We start from the raw sequence: 26209 nt of genomic DNA on the forward strand, positions 1-26209 counted from the left end.
AGAAGCCGCGGCGTACTGGATTCCCCGCTTTCGCGGGGAATGACACCGTTGCTGGGGCAGGCGCCTCAATCCACCAAAATCACCCTGATGTCGTTCACGTTGGTCAGCGTCGGGCCCGGCAGCAGCAGGTCGCCGGTTGCCTCGAAGAACGTCGTGGCGTCGTTGTTGTCCAGGTACGCTTGCGGCTGAAGCCCCTGCGCCTTCATCTTTGCGAACGTCGTCGCGTCGATCAGCGCGCCGGCGGGGTCGGTGGGGTTGCCGGCGCCGCCGTCCGCGCCGTCGGTATCGCCGGCCAGCGCCGAGATGTCAGGCGTGTCCTTGAGCAGGGCGGCGAGCGCCAGCGCGTATTCCTGGTTCGGCCCGCCGCGCCCATTGCCGCGCACGGTCACCGTGAGCTCGCCGCCGGAGAGAATCGCGAGGCGCTTGCCTTGCGCGCGCGCTTGCAGCGCCAGCCTGGCGTGAGCGGCCGCGACCTCGCGTGCCTCGCCTTCGAGATCGGCGCCGAGGTCGATGGTCTCGTAACCGGATTCGCGCGCGAGCTTCACCGCGGCGTCGAGCGACTGCTTGGGCCGCGCGATCAATTCGAAATGCGCGCGCGCGAAGGCGGCATCGCCGGGCTTGCAGCTTTCATTGGCGGGATCGTCGAGCGCGCGGCGCACGGCATCGTCGATGTCGAGCTTGTATTTCGCGACGATGGCGCGCGCATCGGCCAGCGTGGTCGGATCAGGCACGGTCGGACCGGAGGCGATCGCGGAAGGATCGTCATGCGGCACGTCCGAGATCGCGAGCGTCACGATCTCGGCGGCATTCTTGCCGGCGCGTGCGAGACGGCCGCCCTTGATCCGCGACAGGTGTTTGCGCACGACGTTCATCTCGCCGATCGGCGCGCCCGAGCGCAGCAGCGCCTTGTTGACCGCCTGCTTCTGCGCAAAGCTGATACCGTTGCTGGGCGCGATCCAGTTCGCCGAGCCGCCGCCGGTGAGCAGCACCAGCAGCAGATCGTCCGGCCCGGCCTCGCCTGCGAGCGTGTGCGTGTCGGCCGCGCCCTTGAGGCCAGCCTCATCCGGCACGGGATGCCCGGCCTCGACCACGCGGATGCGGCGCGTCGGCGCGCCGTAGCCGTGGCGCGTCGTGGCGATGCCGACGAGCCGCTCCGGCGCCAGCTTGAGCGTGTCGAGATAATGCCGTTCGGCCGCTGCGGCCATGGCGCCGGCGCCCTTGCCGGCGGCGAGGCAGATCACGCGTCCTTTCGGCGCGGGCCCCAGGTGCGGCGCCAGCACCACATTGGGATGGGCGGCGGCAACGGCGGCGTCGTAGAGCGCGCGGAGCAGGGGACGGCGGTCGGTCATGACGATGGCCTTCGGCAGACGGAACAAACTGGCGGCAAACGCCGCCGTTCCCCCTGCCTAGCGCATCGGCGGCCAAAGCGTAAGCCGGCTGTGTCATCATTCGAATATGCAATCGCGTGATCATAATCGCCGCGTAGCAAAAAGCCCTCCGCGATGATTTCGCGGAGGGCCCTTTTGAACATTGCGATCCGGCTGGAGGCTAGCCGCCGGCGTCAGCGCTGATGACGTCGCCGAACAGATCCCACTTCTCGCCCTTGAACTTCATGAGCTGAAGCGAGCTGATCGGTGCGAAGTCGTTCGCGCCGGTGTTGATCTTGATGCCGGGCAGCAGCACCTCGGTGCGGAAGTCCTTCAGGCTCGCCGCCTGCTTCATGACGTTCTCGCGCGTGAGATTGTCGCCGCACTTCTTCAGCACTTCCACCAGCGTCTGCGCCACGCCGTAACCGACGATGGTGCCGCCGTCGAGCTTGTCACCTTCAGGGAAGTATTTCGTCATGAACTCCAGGAAAGCCTTCATGCCGGCGTCGTCCTTCCACTGAGGATCCGACACGTCCTTCAGGTAGGCGGCCGAAATGATGTCCTGCGAATTCTCGAAGCCGGCGGGCTTGATCACGCTGCCGACCGAGGCCGAGACGTTGTTGAGGAAGTGGGTCGGCTTCCAGCCGATTTCGGAGATCTTCTTGATCGCCTGTGCCGCGAACTTCGGTGTGGTGATGTTGATGAAGACGTCGGCGCCGGTCGCCTTCATCTTCACGATGTGATTGTCGATCGTCGGCTCGGAGGTCTCGTAGCTTTCCTCCAGCACGATCATGGTCGCGGCCTTGGCGCCGAGCCCGTCTTTCAGGCCCTTCAGGTAGTCCTTGCCGTAATCGTCGTTCTGGTAGAGCACGCCGATCTTGGCATTCGGCATCTCCTTCAGGATGTATTTCGCGTAGATCTGCGTCTCGCTCTGGTAATTTGGCTGCCAGCCCATGGTCCAGGGGAAGTTCTGCGGATCGTTCCATTTGGTGGCGCCGGTCGCGACGAACAGCTGCGGCACCTTCTTCGAGTTCATGTATTTCTGAATGGCCGAGTTCGGCGGCGTGCCGAGTGAATTGAAGATCAGCAGAACCTCGTCGCTCTCGACCAGCTTGCGTGCCTGCTCCACCGTCTTCGGCGGCGAATAGGCGTCGTCGTAGGAGACGAAATTGATCTTGCGGCCGTTGACGCCGCCCTCTTCGTTGATCTTCTTGAAATAGGCGGCTTCGGTCCGCCCGATGATGCCGTAGGCGGAGGCCGGTCCGCTGTAGGGCATGATGTTGCCGATCTTGATCTCGGTGTCGGTCGCGCCGGTATCGTATTTCTTCTGGGCCGATGCAGTGGAGGCCGAGGCCGCAATGAGCGCAAGCGCTAGTGATGCGGCTGCAAGCTTGCCGGTGACAGCGGGCATTCCTATCTCCCTATTTTCTTGATGTGTGTGCGCCCCTTTTCTTGTCTCGATTTTTTTGGCGACGCTGCCGCAATTCAATACGATTTGGCTGGTGCCTTCAACAGAAAGCCCCAGCGACGGCGTCTCAGGGGCTGCGTCTTTAGTAGTCAGGGACCGCCGGCCCTCGTGTGCGACTGCGAGAAGGTCCGGCTGTCTTGGGTTGTTTAACCAATCAGGGAACGATTTTGGGTTGCGCCGCTTCAGTGGCCCATCTCGCTGGAGATGATGTCGCCGAACAGCTCCCATTTCCGGCCCTTGAAGCGCATCATCTGCAGCTGCTCGATCGGGGCGAAATTGTCCGGTGCGGTGTTGATCCTGATGCCGGGCAGCAGCGTGTCGGGCTCGAAATCCTTCAAGGAGGCTGCCTGCCTCATCACGTTCTCGCGGGTGAGGTCGTCGCCGCACATCTGCAGCACTTTCACCATGGTCTGCGCGGCGGCATAGCCGAATACGACGCCGGCATCGAGCTTGTTGGCCTTGGGATCATATTGCGCGAGGAAGTTATAGAATTTCTTCATGCCATCGTCGGCACTCCACTGCGGGTCCGAGCCGTCCTTGGTGTAGCTCGCCGACAGCAGGCCTTGCGAGATCTCCAGGCCCGCCGGCTCGATCACGCCGCCGACGGAGGCCGAGACATTGGAGACGATGTGGACCGGATGCCAGTTGATCTCCGCCGCCTTCTTGATCGCCTGCGCGGCGAATTTCGGCGTGGTGATGCTGATGAACACGTCGGCGCCCGAAGCCTTCAGCTTCACGACGTGCTCGTCGATGGCGGGCTCCGACGTGTCGTAGGCCTCTTCCAGCACGATCATCGAGGCCTTGGGCCCGAGGCCATCTTTTAGCCCCTTCAGATAGTCCTTGCCGAAATCGTCGTTCTGGTAGAGCACGCCGATCTTTCCGTCCGGCTTCTCTTTCATGATGTATTTGGCGTAGATGCGCGCCTCGCTCGCGTAGCTCGGCTGCCAGCCCATGGTCCAGGGATATTGCCTGGGATCGTTCCACTTCGAGGCGCCGCTCGCCACGAACAATTGCGGCACCTTCTTCTCGTTCATGTATTTGCGGATGGCGCCGTTGGTGGACGTGCCGAGCGATCCGAAGATCAGCAGCACCCCGTCGCTCTCGACCAGCTTGCGCGCCTGCTCCACCGTCTTCGGCGGTGAATAGGCGTCATCATAGGAGATGAACTTGATCTTGCGCCCATTGATGCCGCCCTCGGCATTGACCTTGCGGAAATAGGCTTCTTCGGCCTTGCCGATCACGGCGTAGGCCGAGGCCGGGCCGCTATAGGGCATGATGTTGCCTATTCTGATCTCGGTATCGGATGCGCCGCTGTCGTACTTCTTCTGCGCCAGTGCCGGGCTGCTCATCGCAGTGCACAAAGCGAGCGCGGTCCAGAGGGCCGCAACCTGAAAACGAACGGCGGACATTGTTCTCCTGCCCCGAGTTGGATCGGCGCCGCATTGAACAAGATTGGCGCCTGCCGTCAACAAAAAGCCCCCGCGATCGCTCGCGGGGGCTTCTCGAGGGTCGGACTATTGCGTCAGCGTGTCACTCAGAGGCGACGTCGCCGCTGATGATCTCGCCGAACAGTTCCCACTTCTCACCCTTGAAGCGCTGCATCTGCAGCTGCGCAATGGGGGCGAAGTCGGTAGCGCCGGTGTTGATCTTGACGCCGGGCAGGAGCGTATCCGGCGCAAAATCCTTCAGCGAAGCCGCCTGCTTCATGAGATTGGCGCGGGTGAGATCGTCACCGCACATCTCCAGGACCTTGGCCAGGGTCGAGGCCGCGCCGTAGCCATAGACCATGCTGGTGTCGGACTTGTCGGCACCCGGCATGTACTTGTCGACGAACTCGTTCCACTTCTTCATGCCGGGGTCGTTGGCCCACTGCGGATCGGTGGAGTCCTTGGCATAAGCCGCCGACAGCACGCCCTGTGCATTCTCGAAGCCGGCGGGCTTCATCACGCTACCGACCGAGATCGAGACGTTGGTGAGGATCTGGAGCGGCTTCCAGCTGAGCTCGGCCGTCTTCTTGATGGTCTGGGCCGCGAATTTGGGCGTCGCATAGATCAGCAGCACGTCGGGATTGGCGGCCTTGATCTTGACGATATGGCCGTCGATCGACGGCTCGGACACCTCATAGCTCTCTTCCATGATGATCATGGACGCGCCCTTGGCGCCGAGACCGTCCTTGGTGCCCTTGAGGTAGTCTTTGCCGAAATCGTCGTTCTGATAGAGGATCGCGACCTTGGCGTCGGGCTTCTCCTTCATCAGCCATTTCGCGTAGATCTGGGCTTCGCTCTGGTAGGACGGCTGCCAGCCGATGGTCCAGGGGAAGTTCTTCGGATCGTTCCACTTGGTGGCGCCGGTGGCGACGAACAGCTGCGGGATCTTTTTGGCGTTGAGGTACTTCTGGATCGCGCTGTTCGAGGGCGTGCCGAGCGGATTGAACACGGCCAGCACCTCGTCGCTCTCGACCAGCTTGCGGACCTGCTCGACTGCCTTCGGCGGTGAATAGCCGTCGTCATAGGTGACGAAGTTGATCTTGCGGCCGTTGATGCCGCCCTTGTCGTTGATCATCTTGAAATAGGCTTCTTCGGTCTTGCCGATGATGCCATAGGCCGACGCCGGACCGCTGTACGGCATGATGTTGCCGATCTTGATCTCGGTATCGGACGCGCCGGTGTCGTATTTCTTTTGGGCCAGTGCAGCGCCGGAGGTGAGGGCAATGGCCGCCGTTGCCGTGACCAGCGCGGCGGCTCGCAGTGTTCTTCCAAAATACAATTCGATCTCCTTCTTTAGTCCAACAGTCTTCAGTTTTTCTTGAGTTTGCCGGCGAATTGCTGGCCCAGGATCGCGATCTGCCTGGCGCCGTGCGGCACGAGGTAGATGACGAGGAACAGGAGCACGCCGAACACGGCGCCGGAGAGGCCTTTTGAGATGCTCTCCGCCATGTTCGGCACGAAGATGATGAAGGCCGCGCCGACGAACGAGCCGGGCAGCCAGCCGACGCCGCCGACGACCATGCCGAGGAACAGCGAGATCGCGAGCGTGATGGTGTAGCTGTCGGGCGCGACGAACTGCACGGCGATGGCGCCGAGCGAGCCGGCAACGCCGGTGATGCCGGCCGACACCCCGAACGCCAGCGTCTTGTACAGCGCGACGTTGACGCCCATCGAGGAGGCCGCGATCTCGTTGTCGCGGATCGCCATGAAGGCGCGGCCGGAGCGGGAGCGCAACAGGTTCACCGAGAAGATGTAGATCGCGATCGTGACGATGAGCGTGAAGTAGTACAGCCACGTGTCCTGCGACATCGGCAGGCCGAACGGCGCGTCCGGCTTGGTGACGACGAGGCCCTGCACACCGCCGGTCCAGTGTTCCAGGAAGTTCAGCTTCAGCAGCTGTGGCATCGCGGTCGCGAGTGCGAAGGTCGCGAGCGCGAGATAGACGCCCGAGAGCCGCAGCGCCGGTTTGCCGAACAAGTACCCGAAGCCGAAGCAGACCACGGCGGAGATCGGAATGGTCAGCGCGTAGTTGATGTTGGCGTGCTCCATCAGCACCGCCGACGTATAGGCGCCGACGGCGTAGAAGGCGCTCTGGCCGAGCGAGAACTGGCCGGAGCCGCCGGTCAGGATGTTCAGCGCCAGCACGGCGAGCCCGTAGATCAGGAGCATCGTCATCTGGAAGATGACGAAGTTCTTGACGAACATCGGCACGATCAAAAGCGCCGCGAGCACCACCAGCGAGGTGCCGGTGCCCAAGGTCATGGCCCGCTTCGGAACCGCCTCGACCGCCTGGTGGCCTTCTGCAACGACTTCTTCTGCAGCGCTCATGATCAAACTCGCTTGACGATGTGCCGGCCGAACAGGCCAGCGGGTTTGACGACCAGGACGGAGATGATCAGCGCAAGCGCGATCGGGAGTTTCAGCTCGTTGCCGACGCCGGGGATGTAGGTGCCGGCGAGGTTCTCGAAGACGCCGACCAGGAAGCCGCCGACCACGGCGCCGAACGGGCTGGAGAGGCCGCCGAGCACCGCCGCGGCAAAGCCGTAGATCAGCACGCCGCCCATCATGTTCGGCTCGAGGAACACGACCGGTGCGATCAGCATGCCGGCGATCGAGCCGATCGCGGTCGCCATGCCCCAGCCGAGCGCAATCATCCAGCTGGTGTTGATGCCGACGAGGCGGGCCGATTCAGGCACGGAGGCGGCCGCGCGCATGGCAAGACCGATCCGCGTGTACTGGAAGAAGAAATAGAGGCCGAGCAGCAGCAGCACGGTGACGCCGATCATGCCGGCCTGGTGGGTCGAGATCAGCTGGCTGCCGAGGAACGGCGCGGAGCCGAACGGGGTCGGGTATTGCTTGATGGTGAAGTCCCAGATCAGGCCGGCCGAGGAGTTGATGATCGCGAACAGCGCGATGAAGCCGGCGACGTTGGTCAGAACCGGCGCCTTTGTCAGCGGCTTGAACAGGATCCGCTCGATCGCGATGCCGGCGACGAAGGAGAAGGCCAGCGTGATCACGAAGGCGGCCCAATAAGGCACGCCCCACTGCATCAGCTGCCACGAGATGAAGGTCGAGAACATCGCCATCTCGCCCTGCGCGAAGTTGAGATGGTCGATGGCCTGGTAGATCATGACCACGGCGAGCGCCATGCAGGCGTAAATCGCGCCCGTGGCAATGCCGGCCAGGACCTGGTTGGTGAACAGCTCCATTGTCCCGGCTCCCTCAGTAACCCAGATAGGATTTGCGGATTTCTTCGTTGTTCGCGATGTCCTTGGCGTTGCCCGACATCACGATGCGGCCGGTCTCGATCACATAGGCTTGGTCGGCGAGCTCCAGCGCGAGCTGGGCGTTCTGCTCGACCACCAGGATCGACACCTTGTCCTCGCGGTTGATCTTGCCAAGGATGCCGAACAGGTCGCGCACCACCAGCGGCGCGAGGCCGAAGGAGGGCTCGTCCAGCAGCATCAGCCGCGGCCGCAGCATCAGGGCGCGGGCGACCGCGAGCATCTGCTGCTCGCCGCCGGAGAGTGTGCCGGCCTGCTGGGTGTGGCGCTGTTTCAGCACCGGGAAATGCGCATACATGCGCTCGATGTCGGAGACGATGCCGGCGCTGTCCTTGCGGGTGATGGCCCCGAGCTGGAGATTCTCCTCCACCGTCATGGTGGTGAAGGTGCCGCGGCCCTGCGGCACATGGGCGATGCCGAACCGCACGATGCTCTCGGTGGAGCGGTTGTTCAACGGCTTGCCGTCGAACTCGATGCCGCCGGTGGAGCGCACCATGTTGCAGATGGCGCGCAGCGTGGTGGTCTTGCCGGCGCCGTTGGCCCCGAGCAGCGTCACCAGCGAGCCCTCGTTGAGCGAGAAGGACAGGCCATGGAGCGCCTGGACCTGGCCGTAATAGGCGCGCAGGTCCTTGACGTTGAGCAATGTCGTCATTGGTCCTTGCTCCCGAGATAGGCCTTGATGACGTCGGGGTCCGCCTGCACCTGGGCCGGCGTGCCTTCCGCGAGCTTCTTGCCGAAATTCAGCGCGACGACGTGGTCGGCGATCGACATCACGAGTCCCATGTGATGCTCGACCAGCAGCACGGTCATGTGGCGCTCGTCGCGGATCTTGCGGATGAGATCGCCGAGCACGTAGACCTCTTCGTGGTTGAGGCCACCGGCGGGCTCGTCGAGCAGCAGGATCTTGGGATCGGCAGCCAGTGCCCGGGCCAGCTCGACGCGCTTCTGCGTGCCGAAGGGCAGGCCGGAGACCACGGTGTGGGCGACGTCCTCGAGGTCGAGATAGGCGAGGATCTCGTGCACCTTCTTGTTGACGCTGGTTTCGCTGCGGCGAACCCATGCAAGCTTCAGGGAGTCGCTGATGATGTCGCTGGAGGTCCTCGAATGCGCGCCGACGCGGACGTTGTCCATCACCGAGAGGTTCGGAAACAGCGCCACGTTCTGGAAGGTGCGGCCGATGCCGATCTCGGCGATCCGGTGCGGCGGCCGCGTCAGGATGCTCGCACCCTCCATCAGGATGTCGCCGGATGACGGCTGGTAGAGCCGGGACAGGCAGTTGAAGAGCGTGGTCTTGCCGGCGCCGTTGGGGCCGATCAAGCCGAGGATCTGGCCCTTGTGCATGTCGAAGGACACGCCGTTGAGCGCGATGATGCCGCCGAACACGACGCTGACGTCGCGAACCGCGAGCAGGGGCGATGTCCCCTGCGCGAGCTGTGCCTGCGTCATCTCGTCTCGCTCACGGCATTCAGTGAGCGAAGGAGCGATGTGAACCGCTCCCGATGATGACAAAGGCTATCTGAATCCCTCGGCCACACGCGCAACTTTTCCTCCTGATTTCAGCTTTTTGCTGACGTCTTTTTTGGAATGCGGCATTAGACCCCCGAGCGCCGCTTCGATGTTCCTTACCATCGCTAAGAGACGCGGTCCAATGTCGTTGATCAAACGCTCTTCCGTGAAGCGGAATGCGGGCGCGCCGCAATTGAATGCGTAGGGACCGGTTCCGTCGTTGAGCCTGAGTGCGACGCCGGCGGCGCCGATGTCGTCGTGCCAGTCGCCCACGGAGATCGCAAAACCATATTTCGCGACGGTTTCGCCGGAGCGTTCCAGCCCGTCGCGCATCTTGGGCCAGCGGCTGCCGTAATGTTCGCGCAAGAGGCGGGACAGGTCTGCGCGGTCCGCGTCGTCGAGCGCCCAGAAATAGGCGCGGCCCATCGCGCTGGTTGCAATCGGCACGCGAGAGCCGACGTCAAGTTGAACCCCGACGGTCTCGCTGCCGCGACTTTGCCCGAAATAGATCATGCTGTGACGGTCGCGGCCGCCGACCGCAACGGCACCGCCCGTCGCGCGCATCACTTCCTCGCGGAACGGCTCGGACAAATGCCGAACGCCGAGATTGGCGAGCGCGGCGTAGCCGAGCGACATCGCCGCGGGTGTGAGCTGATACTTCTCGAAGCGGGGAACCGGCGCAAGATAGCCCAGCTTGGTCAAGGTGTAGGTCAGCCGCGACACCGTCGGCTTCGGCAGATTGGTGCGAGCCGCAATCTCCTGATTGCCGAGAAGGCCGTCATTGGGGTGGAATGCGCGCAATACGTCCAGTCCGCGGGAAAGCGCGACGACGAAATTCCGATCGGTCGCAGTCTTCTTTCCTGTACGCTTCATCCCTGATCTGCTTCTTGCGCGGAGTCGTTGACAAGCCACGTGCTTCAAAATAACCCTGCCGTCAAGATGCGGAATTAAATTCCGCACCGCGAAATCGAACAAAAGTAAATCCCCACCAAGGAGGGAACACCGTGAGCGAAGTGGTCAAGCTTGAGCGTCATGACGAAGTCGGGATCGTCACGGTCGACAGCCCTCCGGTCAACGCGCTGAGTGCCGCGGTCCGCGGCGGCATCCTGGAGTGCATCAAGGCTGCGATTGCCGATCCCGCCATCAAGGGCATCGTGCTGACCTGCGCCGGCCGCACTTTCATCGCCGGTGCCGACATCACCGAATTCGGCAAGCCGCCGAAGGCGCCCGCCCTCAACGACGTGCTGTCCGAGATCGAGAATTCGCCCAAGCCCGTGGTTGCCGCGATCCACGGTACCGCGCTCGGCGGCGGTCTCGAGGTCGCGCTCGCCTGTCATTTCCGCGTCGCGGTGAAAGAGGCCAGGCTCGGCCTGCCCGAGGTGAAGCTCGGTCTTCTGCCGGGCGCCGGCGGCACCCAGCGCCTGCCGCGCGCGGTCGGTCCCGAGCTCGCCGTCAAGATGATCGTCGGCGGTGATCCCATTGGTGCGGCGGAAGCGCTCAAGAACGGTCTGATCGAGGAAATCATCGAGGGGCCGGCATCGGGCGGCGAAGCCTTCGTGCGAAAGCTGCTGGCCGAGAAGCGTCCGCTGCGGCGCCTGCGCGACGACGATTCCAAGATCGCGGCGGCCAAGGCGGACCGCTCGATCTTCACCAATGCGGTCGCCGCCATGACCAAGAAGTCGCGCGGCCTGGAGGCGCCGTTCGCCGCCGCCGACGCCGTGGGCTACGCCATTGACCTACCCTTCGACGAAGGCCTGAAGAAGGAACGCGAGGGTTTTCTGAAGCTCGTCGCCAGCGATCAGTCCAAGGCGCAGCGTTATGCGTTCTTCGCCGAGCGCGAAGCCGCCAAGATCGCGGGCGTTCCTGACGGCACCAAATCGCGTCCCGTGAACCGTGTCGCCATCCTCGGCGCCGGCACCATGGGCGGCGGCATCGCGATGTCCTTTGCCAATGCCGGCGTTCCCGTCACCCTGATCGAGACCGGCGAGGAGCAGCTCAAGCGCGGCATGGGCATCATGCAGAAGAACTGGGAAGCGACCGCGGCGCGCGGCGGCATCCCGGCCGACGCGCCCGCCAAGCGCATGGCGCTGATCAACGGCGTCGTCGGTATCGAGAATGTCGGCGATGCCGATCTCGTCATCGAAGCCGTGTTCGAGACCATGGCGGTGAAGAAGGAAGTGTTCGGCAAGCTCGACCAATACGCCAAGCCCGGCGCCGTGCTCGCCTCCAACACCTCGTATCTCAACATCGACGAGATCGCGAAGTCGACCAAGCGTCCGCAGGACGTGCTCGGCATGCACTTCTTCTCGCCGGCCAACGTCATGAAGCTGTGCGAGATCGTGCGCGCCGACAAGACCGCGCCGGACGCGCTGGTGACTGCGGTGACTATCGCGCGAAAAATCGCGAAGGTGCCGGCCGTGGTCGGCGTCTGCGACGGCTTCGTCGGCAACCGCATGCTCGCCCAGCGCGGCAAGCAGTCCGAGAAGCTGCTGTTCGAAGGCGCGCTGCCGCAGCAGGTCGACGCCGTGGTGACGAAGTTCGGCATGCCGATGGGGCCGTTTGCGATGGGCGACCTCGCCGGCCTCGACATTGGCTGGCGCTCGCGGAAAGACCGCGGCATCAAGTCGGAGATCGCGGACGCACTGTGCGAGGCCGGCCGCTTCGGCCAGAAGACCGGCAAGGGCTACTACAAGTACGAAGCCGGCAGCCGCTCGGCGCTGCCCGATCCGGAGGTCGAGAAGCTGATCGACGAGACGCTCGCCCGTCTCGGCCGCAAGAAGCGCGTCGTCAGCGACGACGAGATCCTCGAGCGCATGATGTATCCGATGATCAACGAGGGCGCGAAGATCCTCGAAGAGGGCATCGCGGCGCGTCCCTCCGACATCGATGTGGTCTGGCTCTATGGCTATGGCTGGCCGATCTATCGCGGCGGCCCGATGTTCTGGGCCGACAGCGTCGGTCTCAAGCACATCGCCGATCGCCTGGCCTTCTACGCCAAGGAGACCAACGACCCGAGCCTCGAGCCGGCACCGCTGCTGAAGAAGCTCGCGGCCGAAGGCAAGACGTTTGCGTCGCTGGCGGCGGCGTCGAAGGCGGCGTGATCGGATTGGGTGCTGCTGCGATGTCGCGCTCCGGGCAAAGCTCTCTCCGTTCCCTCCCCCCTTGTGGGGGAGGGGCAGGGAGGGGGATGGCCCCGGGCGAGATCGGAATTTGTGGCTACCCCCTTTCCCAACCCTTCCCCACAAGGGGGAAGGGAGCCCGTCCGCCGGTGCCCACCTCACACGACCCGGCGACTACCGTTTTGCAGAGTATCGATCGCCAATGACCCATCCCGGCGAACAGTTCTATCCCGAGGGCGTGCGGTGGGACGACACCATCGTCCAGGGCACGCTGCCTGACTTGCTGTCGAAAGCTGCCGCCGATTACGGTCCGCGCACCGCTCTGGAATTTCGAGATCGCCCGATCACATACACGGAGCTCGCAGCTCAGGCCGAGCGTGCGGCGGCGGCGTTTCTGCGCGCCGGCTACGGCAAGGGAACGTCCATCGCGCTGTTCCTCGGCAACTCGCCGGACCATCCCGTCAATTTCTTCGGCGCGCTGAAGGCAGGCGCCCGCCTCGCGCATCTGTCGCCGCTCGACGGCGAGATCGCGCTGACGCACAAAATCTCGGACTCCGGCTCGCGCCTGCTGGTCACCTCGAACCTTGCGGCGCTGCTGCCGACCGCGCTGAAGTTTTTGGAGAAGGGGTTGATCGACCGTCTCGTCGTCTGCGAGGACGATCATTGGGGCAAGATCGGCACGCCGCAGGCGGCGATCCCGGATGATCCCCGCATCGTCACCTTCAAGGCCTTCACCGAGGGCGCGACCGCGCCGGCCCAATGGCCTGTCGTAACGGCCGACGACGTCGCGCTGCTGCAATATACCGGCGGCACCACCGGTCTGCCCAAGGGCGCGATGCTCACCCACGGCAATCTCACCTCGGCGGTGTCGATCTACGACGTCTGGGGCAAGCCGGCGCGCGCCGCGCGCGGCGAGACGATCGAGCGCGTCATCTGCGTGCTGCCGCTGTTCCACATCTACGCGCTGACCGTGGTGCTGCTGTCCTCGCTCAGCCGCGGCAATCTGGTCTCGCTGCATCAGCGCTTCGACGTCGAAGCCGTGATGCGCGACATCGAGGCCAAGCGCGCGACGTATTTTCCGGGCGTGCCGACGATGTGGATCGCGATCGCCGCGCTGCCGGATCTGGACAAGCGCGACTTCTCCTCGCTCGCCACCATCGGCTCCGGCGGCGCGCCGCTGCCGGTGGAGGTCGCGAGCTTCTTCGAGCGCAAGGTCGGCAAGAAGCTGCGCAGCGGCTGGGGCATGACCGAGACCTGCTCGCCCGGCACCGGCCATCCGCCAACGGGGCCGGACAAGCCCGGCTCGATCGGCCTGATGCTGCCCGGCATCGAGCTCGACGTCGTCGCGCTCGATGATCCCAAGCGCGTGCTTGCGCCGGGCGAAGTCGGGGAAATCCGCATCAAGGGCCCGAACGTCACCAGGGGCTACTGGAACAAGCCGGAGGGATCCACGGACGCCTTCGTCGACGGCCGCTTTCTCACCGGCGACATCGGCTATGTCGACACCGACGGCTATTTCTTCCTGGTCGATCGCAAGAAGGACATGATCATCTCCGGCGGCTTCAACGTCTATCCGCAGATGATCGAGCAGGCGATCTACACCATTCCTGGCGTGCACGAGGTGATCGTGCTCGGCATCCCAGACCAGTATCGCGGCGAGGCCGCGAAGGCCTTCATCAAGCTGAAGCCGGACGCAAAGCCGTTCTCGCTCGACGAGCTGCGCGCGCAGCTCGCCGGCAAGCTCGGCAAGCACGAATTGCCGGCCGTGGTCGAGTTCGTCGACGATCTGCCGCGTACGCCGGTCGGAAAATTGTCGCGCCACGAATTGCGCCAACAGCAGAAACCGTCACAATCCACTAAAACCGCATCAGGAGCTCGTTCTTGACCGACGCCGTCATCGTTTCCACCGCCCGCACCCCGATCGGCAAGGCCTATCGCGGCGCGCTCAATGCCACCGAGGGCGCAACCCTGCTCGGCCACGCCATCGGCGAAGCCGTCGCGCGTGCCAAGGTCGATCCGAAGGAGATCGAGGACGTCGTGATGGGCGCGGCGCTGCAGCAGGGCGCGACCGGCGGCAACATCGCGCGCAAGGCGCTGCTGCGCGCCGGCCTTCCCGTCACCGTCGCCGGCACCACGATCGACCGGCAATGCGCCTCCGGCCTGCAGGCGATCGCGCTCGCCGCGCGCTCGGTGATCTTCGACGGCGTCGAGATCGCGGTCGGCGGCGGCGGCGAGTCGATCAGCCTCGTGCAGAACGACAAGATGAACGGCTTCCACGCCCAGGACCCTGCGCTACTCAAGATCAAGGGCGAGGTCTACATGCCCATGATCGACACGGCGGAAGTCGTCGCCAAGCGCTACGGCATCTCGCGCGAGAAGCAGGACGAGTATTCGCTGGAGAGCCAGCGCCGCACTGCGGCCGCCCAGCAGGGCGGCAAGTTCAAGGAGGAGATCGCGCCGATCACGACGCAGACGGCGGTCACCGACAAGGCGACCGGCGCCGTGTCGATGAAGGACGTCACGCTGTCGCAGGACGAAGGTCCGCGCCCCGAGACCACGATCGAAGGCCTCGCCGGCCTCAAGCCCGTGCGCGGTGAGGGCTTTTCGATCACCGCCGGCAATGCCAGTCAGCTCTCCGACGGCGCCAGCGCCTCCGTCATCATGAGCGACAAGGAAGCCTCGAAGCGCGGCCTCAAGCCGCTCGGCATCTTCCGCGGCTTCGTCTCCGCCGGCTGCGAGCCGGACGAGATGGGCATCGGCCCGGTCTTCGCCGTGCCGCGCCTGCTCAAGCGTCACGGCCTCACCGTCGACGACATCGGCCTGTGGGAGCTGAACGAAGCTTTCGCGGTGCAGGTGCTGTATTGCCGCGACAAGCTCGGCATCGATCCCGACAAGATCAACGTCGACGGCGGCGCGATCGCGGTCGGCCATCCCTACGGCATGTCCGGCGCGCGCCTCACCGGCCACGCTTTGATCGAAGGCCGCCGCCGCAAGGCGAAATATGCGGTGGTCACCATGTGCGTCGGCGGCGGCATGGGCGCGGCCGGCTTGTTCGAGGTTTTGCAGTAATTCACAGGAGGATCCGATGGATCTCGCATTCACGAAAGAAGAGCAGGCGTTTCGCGAGGAAGTGCGGCAGTTCTTCCGCGACAACGTGCCGCCGGATACACGGCGCAAGATGGTCGAGGGGCGTCATCTCAGCAAGGACGAGATGGTGACGTGGTGGCGCATCCTCAACAAGAAGGGCTGGGGCGTCAGCCACTGGCCCAAGCAATATGGCGGCACCGGCTGGACCAGCGTGCAGCACTACATCTTCAATGAGGAGCTGCAGTCCTATCCGGCGCCGCAGCCGCTCGCCTTCGGCGTCAGCATGGTCGGCCCCGTCATCTACACCTTCGGCAACGAGGAGCAGAAGAAGCAATATCTGCCGCGCATCGCCAATGTCGATGATTGGTGGTGCCAGGGCTTCTCCGAGCCGGGTTCGGGCTCCGACCTTGCCTCGCTCAAGACCAAGGCTGAGCGCAAGGGCGACAAGTGGATCATCAACGGCCAGAAGACCTGGACCACGCTCGCCCAGCACGCCGACATGATCTTCTGCCTGTGCCGCACAGATCCCGGCGCCAAGAAGCAGATGGGCATCTCCTTCATCGTGTTCTCGATGAAGTCGAAAGGCGTCACGGTGCGCCCGATCCAGACCATCGACGGCGGCGTCGAGGTCAACGAGGTGTTCTTCGACGACGTCGAGGTTCCCTACGAGAATCTGATCGGCGAGGAGAACAAGGGCTGGGACTACGCAAAATTCCTGCTCGGCAACGAGCGCACCGGCATCGCCCGCGTCGGCGTCTCCAAGGAGCGGCTGCGCCGCATCCGCGATCTCGCCGGCAAGGTCGAATCCGGCGGCAAGCCGATCATCCAGGACGCCGCTTTCCGCGAGAAGCTCGCGGCTTGCGAGATCGAGCTGAAGGCGCTGGAACTCACTCAGCTCCGCGTCGTCGCCGACGAAGGCAAGCACGGCAAGGGCAAGCCCAATCCGGCTTCCTCGGTGCTGAAGATCAAGGGCTCCGAGATCCAGCAGACCACCACCGAGCTGCTGATGGAAGTGATCGGCCCCTTCGCCGCGCCCTACGACGTGCATGGCGACGACGGCTCGAACGAAGCCATGGACTGGACCGCCCAGATCGCGCCGAGCTACTTCAACAACCGCAAGGTCTCGATCTACGGCGGCTCCAACGAGATCCAGCGCAACATCATCGCCAAGGCGGTGCTGGGGCTCTAATGTCATTCCGGGGCGCGCGTTAGCGCGAACCCGGAATCTCGCGCCACAATCTCTGGATTCCGGGTCCCCGCGCTATCGCGCGTGTCCCGGAATGACGAAGCAAAATTCCGGGTACGAGGAACCAAACAACATGGATTTTGATCTGAACGAGGAGCAGCGGCTTCTCAAGGAAAGCATCGACGGCCTGCTGACCGATTCCTACGATTTCGAGCAGCGCAAGAAGTACATGAAGGAGAAGGGCGGCTGGAGCAAAACCGTCTGGCTCAAGCTTGCCGAGCAGGGCCTGCTCGGCCTGCCCTTCAGCGAGGCCGATGGCGGCTTCGGCGGCGGCGGCGTCGAGACCATGATCGTGATGGAGGCGCTCGGCAAGGCGCTGGTGCTCGAGCCGTATCTGGCAACGGTCGTGATCGGCGGCGGCTTCCTGCGCCATGCCGGCACCGACGCGCAGAAGGCCGCGCACGTGCCCGGGATCATCGACGGCAGCAAGACGCTGGCGTTCGCCCAGCTCGAGAAGAACTCGCGCTACGATCTCTTCGACGTCTCGACCACGGCGAAGAAGAAGGGCGACGGCTGGGTCATCGACGGCGAAAAATTCGTCGTGCTCAACGGCGAGAATGCCGACACCTTGATCGTCACCGCGCGCACCAAGGGCGAGCGCCGCGACAGAAACGGCATCGGCGTGTTCCTGGTGCCGGCGAATGCCAAGGGCGTGACCAGGAAGTCCTACCCGACCCAGGACGGCCTGCACGCCGCCGACATCACGCTCACCGGTGTCGACATCGGCCCCGATGCCGTGCTCGGCAATCCCGAGGATTCGCTGGCGCTGATCGAGCGCGTCGTCGATGAAGCCCGCGTCGCGCTCTGCGCCGAGGCGGTCGGCCTGATGGACGAATCGCTCAAGACCACGGTCGAGTACATCAAGACCCGAAAGCAGTTCGGCGTCGCGATCGGCTCGTTCCAGTCGCTGCAGCACCGGGCGTCCGACATGTTCGTGGCGGCCGAGCAGGCGCGCTCGATGTCGATGTTCGCGACCATGGCGAACGATTTCGAGAACGCCAAGGAGCGCTCCAACGCCATCGCCGCGGCCAAGGTGCAGATCGGCAAGTCGCTGAAATTTGTCGGCCAGCAGGCCATCCAGCTCCACGGCGGCATCGGCATGACCATGGAGGCGAAGATCGGCCACTACTTCAAGCGCCTCACCATGATCGAGAACTCGTTCGGCGACACCGATTACCACCAGCGCCGCGTCGCCGATGGTGGCGGGTTGATCTGAGGCCAAGCAACGACTGTCATCCCCCGCGAAAGCGGGGGATCCAGTACGCCGCGGCTTCTCGATTCAAGCCGCGCCGCCTCTGGAATACTGGATCGCCCGGCCAAGCCGGACGATGACACCGAGCAAGTTCAATCAACGGAGGCAACAACAATGAAAAACACCCCGTTCGATCTCACCGGCAAGGTCGCCGTGGTCACCGGCTCCAGCCGCGGCATCGGCCGCTCTTCCGCCGAACTGCTGGCGAAACTCGGCGCCAAGGTCGTGGTCTCCTCGCGCAAGGCTGACGCCTGCAAGGAAGTCGTCGACGGCATCATTGCGGCTGGCGGCGATGCCACCGTCATCCCCTGCAACATCGCGCGCAAGGCCGAGGTCGAGGCGCTGATCGCGGGCGCCACCAGGCATTACGGCAAGATCGACATCCTCGTCTGCAACGCCGCGGTGAATCCCTATTACGGCCCGCTGCTCGACATCACCGACGAGGCCTTCGACAAAATCATGGGGAGCAACGTCAAGAGCAACATCTGGCTCTCCGCGCTCGCGATTCCGCAAATGGCCGAGCGTGGCAACGGCTCCGTCGTCATCATCTCCTCGATCGGGGGCTTGCGTGGTTCCACCGTGATCGGCGCCTACGGTATCTCGAAAGCGGCCGATTTCGCGCTTTGCCGCTCGCTCGCCGGCGAGTGGGGCCCGAAAGGCGTCCGCGTCAACTGCATCGCGCCCGGCCTCGTCAAGACCGATTTCGCCCGCGCGCTGTGGGAAGACGAAGCCATGCTGAAGCGCCGCACCGCCACCACGCCGCTGCGCCGCATCGGTGAACCCGACGAGATCGCCGGCGCAGTGGCGTATCTGGCTTCCGATGCCTCGAGTTTCATGACCGGCCAGACCATCGTCATCGACGGCGGCGTGACCACGGCTGCGGTGTAGCCGGTCCACCACTTGCAATTGTAACGCGGGCGCGTTTCCCTTACCCTCCCCTGGAGGGGTCCGGGACGAGCGTAGCTCGCCCGTGGTCGCTCGCGCAAACGCGCGAGCGGGGTGGGGTGAAGCCACGCAAATGGTCTCAACATCGATCCGACGCGCCGCCGCGAAGAAGTTGAGAGCGAACAGCACGCCGCACGAACGGATCCTGTGGCGCGCCCTCAAGGAGCTTCCGATGGACGGCTCGCACTTCCGCCGGCAAGCGCCAATTGGTCCGTACGTGGTCGATTTCTTCTGCCCGGCCAAGCGGCTCATCATCGAGCTCGATGGCGGGCATCACAATGAAGACGATACGGCTGCCCGCGATCTCGCGCGTCAAGGTTGGCTCGAGAACGAAGGCTATCGAGTCATCCGATTCTGGAATTCTGAGATCGGGAGCGACCCGACGGCAGTGCTCGAGCGCATCTATGTCGAGCTGTATGGATCGCGCGAGGCGGAAGCCGCCCCCTTGAAGCACCGCAGAACCTAGCTTGCAGTTCGCTGTCGTCTTACCCTCCCCTGGAGGGGGAGGGTCGCTACGCATGCAGCGAAGCGGAATGCGTAGCGGGGTGGGGTGACAGACTGTCCGCGAATTCGGTGCTTGCGGATGGGGGCGAGAGCTCTTTCTAGAAGGAAGGAGAGACCGCCTTCGTGGCTTCACCCCACCCCGCCCGCGCGCTGCGCGGTCGACCCTCCCCCTCCAGGGGAGGGTAAGGGAGACCCGCCTTGACCTCTTGCCGGCAATCCCGTTTTCTTTGGCGCGACGCAATGATCCCCTCCGGGATAACGCCAGGGTAAGCCGCCATGTCTTTCGTCCTCGCCATCGACCAGGGCACCACCTCCTCGCGCGCCATCGTGTTTCGCGGCGACATATCCATCGCGGCGAAGGCGCAGCAGGAGTTTCCGCAGCATTTTCCGGCCTCGGGCTGGGTCGAGCACGAGCCTGAGGACATCTGGACCTCGACGGTGATGGTCTGCCGCGAGGCGATCGAGCAGGCCGGCATCACCGCGAAGGACATCGCGGCGATCGGCATCACCAATCAACGCGAGACCACCGTGGTGTGGGACCGCGCCACCGGGCAGGCCGTGCATCGCGCCATCGTCTGGCAGGACCGCCGCACCGCCGACATCTGTGCCAAACTCAAGACCGACGGCCGCGAGCCCGTGATCTCGCAGAAGACCGGGCTGATCATCGATCCCTATTTCTCCGGCACCAAGGTCGCCTGGATCCTCGACCACGTCCCCGGCGCCCGGGCGCGCGCCGCGCGCGGCGAACTGATGTTCGGCACGGTCGATTGCTATCTGCTCTGGCGCCTCACCGGCGGCAAGGTGCACGCCACCGACGCCACCAACGCCTCACGCACGCTGCTGTTCAACATCCACACCGGCCAATGGGACGACGAACTGCTGGAGATCATCGGCGTGCCGCGCTCGATGCTGCCCGAGGTGAAGGATTCCTCCGCCCGTTTCGGCGAAAGCACGCCCGATCTGTTCGGCGGCGCGATTGCGATCTCAGGCATCGCCGGCGACCAGCAGGCCGCCACCATCGGCCAGGCCTGCTTCCGCCCGGGCATGATGAAGTCGACCTACGGCACCGGCTGCTTTGCGCTGCTCAACACCGGCACCACGCCTGTTGTCTCGAAGAACAAGCTGCTCACCACCGTCGCCTATCAGCTCGATGGCAAACGCACTTACGCGCTCGAAGGCTCGATCTTCGTCGCCGGCTCAGCCGTGCAATGGCTGCGCGACGGCCTCGGCATCATCAAGCACGCCGCCGAGACCGGCCCGCTCGCGGATCAGTCCGACTCCATGCAGAGCGTCTATCTCGTTCCGGCTTTCGTCGGCATGGGCGCGCCCTATTGGAATCCGCGCGTTCGCGGCGCCCTGTTCGGCCTCACCCGCAACACCGGCCCCGCCGAGCTTGCCCATGCCGCGCTCGAAAGCGTCTGCTACCAGACTTTTGACCTCTGGGCCGCGATGCGCGCCGACTGGCCAAGCTCGGAAACCGCCAGCGTCGTGCTCCGCGTCGACGGCGGCATGACCGCCTCCGACTGGACCATGCAGCGCCTCGCGGATTTGCTGGACGCGCCGGTCGATCGCCCCGTGATCCAGGAGACGACAGCGCTGGGCGCCGCCTACCTCGCCGGCCTCCAGGCCGGCGTCTATCCCGAGCCGACCAAATTCGCCGACAACTGGCGCCTCGAGCACCGCTTCAAGCCGAACATGAGCCAGGCGACGCGTGAGCGGAAGCTCGCGGGCTGGGCGAGGGCGGTGAAGGGCGTGCTGGCGAGCGATGAGGGGGAGGGCTGATACGCCACCATCCAAATCGTCGTCCCTGCCTAGTGCGCAATTGCGCACGGGCGCAGGGACCCATACCGCGAGGTCTGTCGATGGCAGGCGGAGCCAATCCCGAACGATCGATCGTCGCCAAACCACTTCCTGTGGTTATCGCGACGAGCGCAAGCGCTCGCGCGGACGTCCCGGATCCAGCGCGCACTTAAGGCGCGCTTGTCCCGGAACGACGATGAAGTGTTCAGCGTAAGCTCTGCAGTCTCGCGCTTTGAAGCCAGGTAACAAAGCATGATCCTCCCCGACGGCTATTCCGATGTGCCTGCTGGCAAGATCGCCGCCGTCGTCACCCATCTGGAGATGACCGCGCCGCCCGCGCGCCGCGACGATCCCACCGGCGTCTGGACCCTGCGCAAGGTCGACGCCCCCACGCTTCCTTGGTATCGCGATCTCTTCCGCCGCGTCGGCGAGGACTGGCTGTGGTTCTCGCGCGCCCGCATGACCGACACCGAGCTCGCCGCAACCATCCACGCGCCTGATATCGAGGTCTACGCACTGGTGGTGGACGGCCGCGATGAAGGCCTGCTCGAGCTCGACTTCCGCGAGCCCGGCCAGTGCGAGCTGGTCTATTTCGGCGTCACCGCATCCCTGATCGGCACTGGCGCCGCGCGCTTCCTGATGAACCGCGCGCTGGAGCGCGCCTGGTCGCGGGACGTCCGCCGCGTCTGGGTGCACACCTGCACGCCCGATCATCCATCCGCCGTCGCGTTTTACCAGCGCTCCGGCTTCCGCCCATTCCGGCGCCAGATCGAGATCGCCGACGATCCACGCCTTGACGGCACGGCGCCGCGGACGGCGGCGAAGCATGTGCCGGTCATTGAATGATGCGCGAGCGAGCGTAACCCAGACGAGCGGCTGGCCCGCCGCCGGTCGGAGGCGAACGCAATCAGGGGAGCGTCGCCGCATCTCGCTTTGCTCATGTCGGCTAAGATCGTCCGCTGCCACACGCTTCGTCGTCATCCTGAGGTGCGCGCTCTTGCGCGCCTCGAAGGATGGGCCGCAAGCGCCCGTGGCCCATCCTTCGAGGCTCCCCTCGCGCTGCTCGCGCATCGCAAGGCTCGCGCCTCAGGATGACGGCTGAACTTGTGGCAGCACTTGTAGCCCGGATGGAGCGCAGCGCAATCCGGGACGGCGTCCCCGTATTCCGCTGCACTCCATGCAGCTACTCCTCAAAACAACCTCTGTTCTGCCCGCGCCAGCGAAAACCCCCGCTGCATCTCGTTGAAACACGTCAAGCCCGTCTGCTCCGACCGGCACGTGAATCCTTCGCGCTGCCACACCTCGCCATAGGCCAACACCGGCAGCGAGGCGTCCATCACGGTGTCACCGGCGCAGATGCGCCCTGCGGCTCCCTTCGCGCTCATCTCGAAGGCGTGGCCATAGTCGAGCTCGCAATCGGCGGGACGGTGCGGGCGGCTCTCGATGTTCATGAGGTCGCAGCGGAGCACGCCCTGACCATTGTCGGTGAAGAATTGGCAGGCGATGTTCTTCGACGGCGTCAAGAAGCCGATCGGGCGGTCCTGCGCGTAGGCGACACCGGCCATCGGCAGCAGGATCGATATCAGGATCAGTGCACGCGGCCTTGTCATGTCATTCCCGCTCAACTGTCGAAATTCACCGCATTGGTGTTGGCGCCGCAGACCAGAACCGCGACGCGTTCACCGGTCGCGGGACGATAGCGGCCGGAGAGCACCGCGGCAAATGCCGCTGCGCCGCCCGGCTCGGCGACGAGACGCAAGCATGACCACAGGGCGGCCTGGGCCTGCCGGATCGCAGCGTCGCTGACGAGGACGACGCGCTCCACATGAGCGCGGGCGATCGGAAACATCAGTTCGCCGACGCGCCGCGGCGCAAGGCTGTCGGCGGCGAGACCGCCGGCGGGCGCATCGACCGGAGCACCCGCTTCAAACGCCGTGTGCAGGGTAGGCGATTGCTCCGGCTCGACCGCGACGATACGTGTCCTGCCGGCGAACCATGCCGCAATGCCGCCGATCAGGCCGCCGCCGCCGACCGCCACGAGCAGTGTGTCGATGCCGGGCGCGTCCTGCTCCAGCTCCAGTCCGACGCTGCCCTGGCCGAGCAGGGTTTCGGCCTGGTCGTAGGCATGGACGGCAAGCGCGCCGGTCTGCGCGACATGCGCCTCGCTCGCAGCGAGCGCATCGGCGTAGCGGTTGCCCGCGATCACGAGCTTGGCGCCATAACCCCTGATCCGCTCGGCCTTCGCCGGTGAGGTGATGTCGGGCACGAAGATCGTGGCGGGGATGCCGAGCCGCTGCGCCGCATAGGCGACGGCCGCGCCGTGATTGCCGCCGGATGCGGCGACGACACCGACCTCCGGCACCTGCCGCAGCAACAGATTGGCGAAGGCGCCGCGCGCCTTGAACGATCCGGAATGCTGCAGCATCTCGAGCTTGAACGCGAGGGGCGCCGCCGGCAGGCCGAAATCGGCGAGATCGGCCCGAAGAAGGGGCGTGCGCCTGATATGCGGACGGATGACCGCTTCGGTCGCCGCAATCCGCTCCCGTGTGATGTCCATTGTCGCTGTCATGATGCCGTCCAGAATAGCGCATCGGAGAGTTGACATCAATTAGGTAATTAGCAAAATGGCTAAATGAAATTTGCCGTCGCCCTGCGCGCGCTCGCCAACGAACGTCGCCTGCAGATCCTGGAATGGCTGCGGGATCCGCGGAAGCATTTTCGCGAGCAGGCCGATGGCGACCTGGTCGAGGACGGCGTCTGCGGATTGCTGATCGCCGAAAAGCTCGGCGTCAGCGCGCCGACGGTGAGCGAGCACATGCGGGTGCTGACCGCCGCCAAGCTCGTGCGCGCCAAGCGCATCAAGCAGTGGACGATGTACAAGCGCAACGAGACCGCGATTGCCGCGATCAAGCGCTCGATCCAGGACGGCCTCTGAGCGCGCAGCGCCATCGCGGGCGACGTTGCAGCCGGTGCAATGCTCCATTTCCGAGATATTTCTTGCGCCGCGCCGATCAGGTCGTGGAGACTGGACGGCCCCGCCGTGTCCAACCGCTTGGAAGAGCAAGAACCATGTTCCTGATCGGCCAATATGATTCCCCCTTCGTCCGCCGCGTCGCGATTGCGCTGCGGCTTTATGGGCTCGCCTTCGACCACAAGCCGTGGTCGACCTTCGGCGATGCCGACCAGATCGCGCCCTATAATCCGCTGCGGCGGGTGCCGACCCTGGTGCTCGACGACGGCGAGGCGCTGATCGAGAGCACGGTCATTTTGGATTATCTCGACGAACTTGTCGGGCCAGGGAAGGCGATGCTGCCGCGCAGCGGCACTGAGCGGCGGAAGCATTTGCGCATCTGCGCGCTCGCTTCCGGTCTCGGCGACAAGGCGGTGAGCCTGCTCTATGAGCGCGTGCTGCGGAAGGAGCAGCTCGCGCTGTGGGTCGAGCGTTGCCAGGCGCAGATTGGCGACGTGCTGAAAGTGCTGGAGGCCGAGCGGGCCAAGGTGACGACGCCGTACTGGCTGGGCGGCCGCATCGGCCACGCCGACATCGCGGTGGCCTGCGTCGTCCGCTTCACCCGCGAGGCGCATCCGCAGCTGTTCGACGCGTCGCGTTACCCGGCGCTGGCTGCGCATGCCGAGCGCTGCGAAGCTCTCGCGCCGTTCAGGGAGATCGTGCAGCCGCTGTCCCCGCCGAAGGGATGATGCGCACTTACCCTCCCCTGGAGGGGGAGGGTCGATCGCGCGAAGCGCGAGCGGGGTGGGGTGATCTCTCAACACGGGCGCTGTTGAATGCGGAGGGACCGTCACCCCACCTCGGTCCGCATTCCGCTACGCTGCGTGCGCACCGATCCTCTCCCTCCAGGGGAGGATGGGGATCGCGGCTGGGGCTTGGGTTTCCTAGACCATGAGCCGGAAAAGTGCGAAGCGGTCTTTCGAAAAGATCACACTTAAGCAGCAAGCCAAAGTGAGATGACGATTCATCGCGCTTTAGTCCGTCATCCAGAGTTCGCGCTTTGGCGCCCCCCGGAATGACGGGGGCGACTACTTCCTCCGCGTCACGCCGTTCGTCCGCAGATACTCGTCCAGTTCAAACCCCAAATCCTCGGCACGATGGAAGTACGCCTCCGCGGCATCCGGGTCCTTCGCCATCCCTTCGCCGCGCGTCGCCATCACGCCGAGCGCTGCGGCGGCGCGGCCGACGCCGAGATCGGCGGCGCGCTTGTACCAGCGGATGGACTCGCCGAGATCCTTCTCGATGCCGGGCAATTGCCCGGTGGCATGGAGCGCGCCGAGATTGGCGAAGGCGCGCGGCTGGTCGCGTTGTCCGGCCTGCTTCAGGTAGAACACTGCCTTGTCGCGGTCCCCGATGCCTTGCATCGCATAGACGAACAGCTCGAAATAGGCATCGGCGTTGCCGCGCTTCGCCGCTTCGAGATGCAATGCAAGGCTCTTGGCCACGTCCTTCGGTTGGCCGCGACCGTTGTAGGCCATCAGCCCCAGCAGGTAGCGCACGGCGCCATCGGGGTCGTCGCCTGCAAGCGCTTTCTGCGCGTAAGCATAGGCGTCGTCATATTTCCTGAACGTCCAATAGAGATTATAGGCGGTGAGATAGGCGCCGTAATCCGAGCCGAGTTCGGCCGCGCGTTTGTAGGCAGCGATCGCCGCGTCGCGATCGCGCGGCACGCCCCAGCCGTTCCAGAGGCAGCGGCCATAGTCGATCCAAGCGTTGGCGTGCCCGCCGAGCGCGACCTCATGCAGCGCCCTTGCCAGCGTGTCGCGACTCTCGACCGGCGCCTTGCCTGCCTCGATCGCCTTGAACAGGGCTACCGCGGCCAAATAGAGCTGGTCATCGCGCGACGGCGAGCGGGGTTGGGCGAGGAGCTTTGTGACGGTTTGCATGGTTCCGCTGGCATCATTTGACTTGGACGGTTGCTGCGCAACCTCGGCCACCGCCGCATCGAGCGGGACGGCATGATGCAAGACGAAGATCCCGCCAATCATCACGAGGCAGGAGCCCAGGATTTTCAGATGATTACGAATGCCGCCCTCCCGCGCGCCGGCCGGATGTTTGTCGTATCCCATCCGGTACACGAGATCGGAGCATGTGGCATCTGACGGAGTGCTGACGCGGCGGGCGATGATGGAAT

The 26209-nt window shown here is 64.7% G+C and carries 23 protein-coding genes; 11 read left to right on the forward strand and 12 right to left on the reverse strand.

Going from position 1 to position 26209, the window contains the following annotated elements:
- Positions 1–65 precede the first annotated feature (65 nt).
- From GGD67_RS30360 to GGD67_RS30400, 9 genes are all read right to left on the reverse strand, one after another.
- Positions 66–1349, reverse strand: a complete 1284-nt coding sequence (locus GGD67_RS30360; RefSeq protein ID WP_179738011.1) for a glycerate kinase — start codon at positions 1347–1349, stop codon at positions 66–68.
- A gap of 199 nt (positions 1350–1548) precedes the next feature.
- The gene (locus GGD67_RS30365) at positions 1549–2778 is read right to left on the reverse strand and encodes an ABC transporter substrate-binding protein (RefSeq protein WP_179738012.1); all 1230 of its coding nucleotides are present in this window, start codon (positions 2776–2778) and stop codon (positions 1549–1551) included.
- 239 nt (positions 2779–3017) lie between these two features.
- Positions 3018–4244: an ABC transporter substrate-binding protein gene (locus tag GGD67_RS30370; RefSeq protein WP_179738014.1), complete on the reverse strand. Its 1227-nt coding sequence runs from the start codon at positions 4242–4244 to the stop codon at positions 3018–3020.
- Between the two features lie 121 nt (positions 4245–4365).
- The gene (locus GGD67_RS30375) at positions 4366–5601 is read right to left on the reverse strand and encodes an ABC transporter substrate-binding protein (RefSeq protein WP_018318827.1); all 1236 of its coding nucleotides are present in this window, start codon (positions 5599–5601) and stop codon (positions 4366–4368) included.
- A 29-nt stretch (positions 5602–5630) separates the two neighbouring features.
- On the reverse strand, positions 5631–6650 hold the full coding sequence (locus GGD67_RS30380; protein WP_026202077.1) for a branched-chain amino acid ABC transporter permease: 1020 nt from the start codon (positions 6648–6650) through the stop codon (positions 5631–5633).
- 2 nt (positions 6651–6652) lie between these two features.
- A complete protein-coding gene (locus GGD67_RS30385) occupies positions 6653–7531 on the reverse strand; it encodes a branched-chain amino acid ABC transporter permease (RefSeq protein ID WP_018318825.1) in 879 nt (292 codons plus the stop codon).
- Positions 7532–7544: 13 nt separating this feature from the next.
- A complete protein-coding gene (locus GGD67_RS30390) occupies positions 7545–8258 on the reverse strand; it encodes an ABC transporter ATP-binding protein (protein WP_018318824.1) in 714 nt (237 codons plus the stop codon).
- Positions 8255–9052 (reverse strand): ABC transporter ATP-binding protein, encoded by a 798-nt coding sequence (locus GGD67_RS30395; protein ID WP_018318823.1) that lies wholly within the window; start codon positions 9050–9052, stop codon positions 8255–8257. Before GGD67_RS30395 ends, GGD67_RS30390 begins: the two co-directional genes overlap by 4 nt.
- 66 nt (positions 9053–9118) lie before the next feature.
- Positions 9119–9985, reverse strand: a complete 867-nt coding sequence (locus GGD67_RS30400) for an IclR family transcriptional regulator (protein ID WP_026202076.1) — start codon at positions 9983–9985, stop codon at positions 9119–9121.
- A gap of 131 nt (positions 9986–10116) precedes the next feature.
- On the opposite strand from GGD67_RS30400, the gene GGD67_RS30405 reads away from it, so the two are divergent.
- The 9 genes from GGD67_RS30405 (at position 10117) to GGD67_RS30445 (ending at position 21911) form a co-directional block, all read left to right on the forward strand.
- Positions 10117–12213: a 3-hydroxyacyl-CoA dehydrogenase NAD-binding domain-containing protein gene (locus GGD67_RS30405; RefSeq protein WP_092254325.1), complete on the forward strand. Its 2097-nt coding sequence runs from the start codon at positions 10117–10119 to the stop codon at positions 12211–12213.
- A gap of 220 nt (positions 12214–12433) precedes the next feature.
- Positions 12434–14116 carry a dicarboxylate--CoA ligase PimA gene (gene pimA / locus GGD67_RS30410; RefSeq protein WP_179738016.1) on the forward strand — a complete coding sequence of 561 codons (1683 nt, stop codon included), beginning with the start codon at positions 12434–12436 and terminating at the stop codon, positions 14114–14116.
- Positions 14113–15300, forward strand: a complete 1188-nt coding sequence (locus GGD67_RS30415; RefSeq protein ID WP_179738018.1) for an acetyl-CoA C-acyltransferase — start codon at positions 14113–14115, stop codon at positions 15298–15300. Before pimA ends, GGD67_RS30415 begins: the two co-directional genes overlap by 4 nt.
- A 16-nt stretch (positions 15301–15316) precedes the next feature.
- Complete coding sequence (gene pimC / locus GGD67_RS30420; protein WP_018318818.1) at positions 15317–16507, forward strand: pimeloyl-CoA dehydrogenase large subunit; 1191 nt, start codon at positions 15317–15319, stop codon at positions 16505–16507.
- 130 nt (positions 16508–16637) lie between these two features.
- Entirely contained in the window at positions 16638–17780 is a 1143-nt protein-coding gene (pimD, locus tag GGD67_RS30425) for a pimeloyl-CoA dehydrogenase small subunit (RefSeq protein WP_179738020.1), read from the forward strand.
- A gap of 150 nt (positions 17781–17930) precedes the next feature.
- Positions 17931–18704 (forward strand): SDR family NAD(P)-dependent oxidoreductase, encoded by a 774-nt coding sequence (locus GGD67_RS30430; RefSeq protein ID WP_179738022.1) that lies wholly within the window; start codon positions 17931–17933, stop codon positions 18702–18704.
- 130 nt (positions 18705–18834) lie between these two features.
- Complete coding sequence (locus GGD67_RS30435) at positions 18835–19227, forward strand: endonuclease domain-containing protein (protein ID WP_179738164.1); 393 nt, start codon at positions 18835–18837, stop codon at positions 19225–19227.
- Positions 19228–19541: 314 nt separating this feature from the next.
- Complete coding sequence (gene glpK, locus GGD67_RS30440; protein ID WP_179738024.1) at positions 19542–21047, forward strand: glycerol kinase GlpK; 1506 nt, start codon at positions 19542–19544, stop codon at positions 21045–21047.
- Positions 21048–21317: 270 nt separating this feature from the next.
- On the forward strand, positions 21318–21911 hold the full coding sequence (locus tag GGD67_RS30445; RefSeq protein WP_179738026.1) for an N-acetyltransferase: 594 nt from the start codon (positions 21318–21320) through the stop codon (positions 21909–21911).
- A 344-nt stretch (positions 21912–22255) separates the two neighbouring features.
- On the opposite strand, the gene GGD67_RS30450 is transcribed toward GGD67_RS30445, so the two are convergent.
- A complete protein-coding gene (locus GGD67_RS30450) occupies positions 22256–22675 on the reverse strand; it encodes a DUF6636 domain-containing protein (RefSeq protein WP_179738028.1) in 420 nt (139 codons plus the stop codon).
- An 11-nt stretch (positions 22676–22686) separates the two neighbouring features.
- Entirely contained in the window at positions 22687–23670 is a 984-nt protein-coding gene (locus GGD67_RS30455) for a threonine/serine dehydratase (protein WP_179738031.1), read from the reverse strand.
- 27 nt (positions 23671–23697) lie between these two features.
- Here GGD67_RS30455 and GGD67_RS30460 point away from each other — a divergent pair, with 27 nt between their 5' ends.
- Together GGD67_RS30460 and GGD67_RS30465 are read left to right on the forward strand one after the other, a co-directional pair.
- Positions 23698–24000, forward strand: a complete 303-nt coding sequence (locus GGD67_RS30460; RefSeq protein WP_018318809.1) for a helix-turn-helix transcriptional regulator — start codon at positions 23698–23700, stop codon at positions 23998–24000.
- A 134-nt stretch (positions 24001–24134) separates the two neighbouring features.
- A complete protein-coding gene (locus GGD67_RS30465) occupies positions 24135–24764 on the forward strand; it encodes a glutathione S-transferase family protein (protein WP_179738032.1) in 630 nt (209 codons plus the stop codon).
- A gap of 339 nt (positions 24765–25103) precedes the next feature.
- Here the strand turns inward: GGD67_RS30465 and GGD67_RS30470 are convergent, their stop codons facing one another.
- Positions 25104–26144, reverse strand: a complete 1041-nt coding sequence (locus GGD67_RS30470) for a tetratricopeptide repeat protein (RefSeq protein WP_179738035.1) — start codon at positions 26142–26144, stop codon at positions 25104–25106.
- Between the last annotated feature and the right edge of the window lie 65 nt (positions 26145–26209).

This window comes from Bradyrhizobium sp. IAR9 (assembly GCF_013408065.1).
In the GTDB taxonomy this organism is placed as follows: Bacteria; Pseudomonadota; Alphaproteobacteria; order Rhizobiales; family Xanthobacteraceae; genus Bradyrhizobium.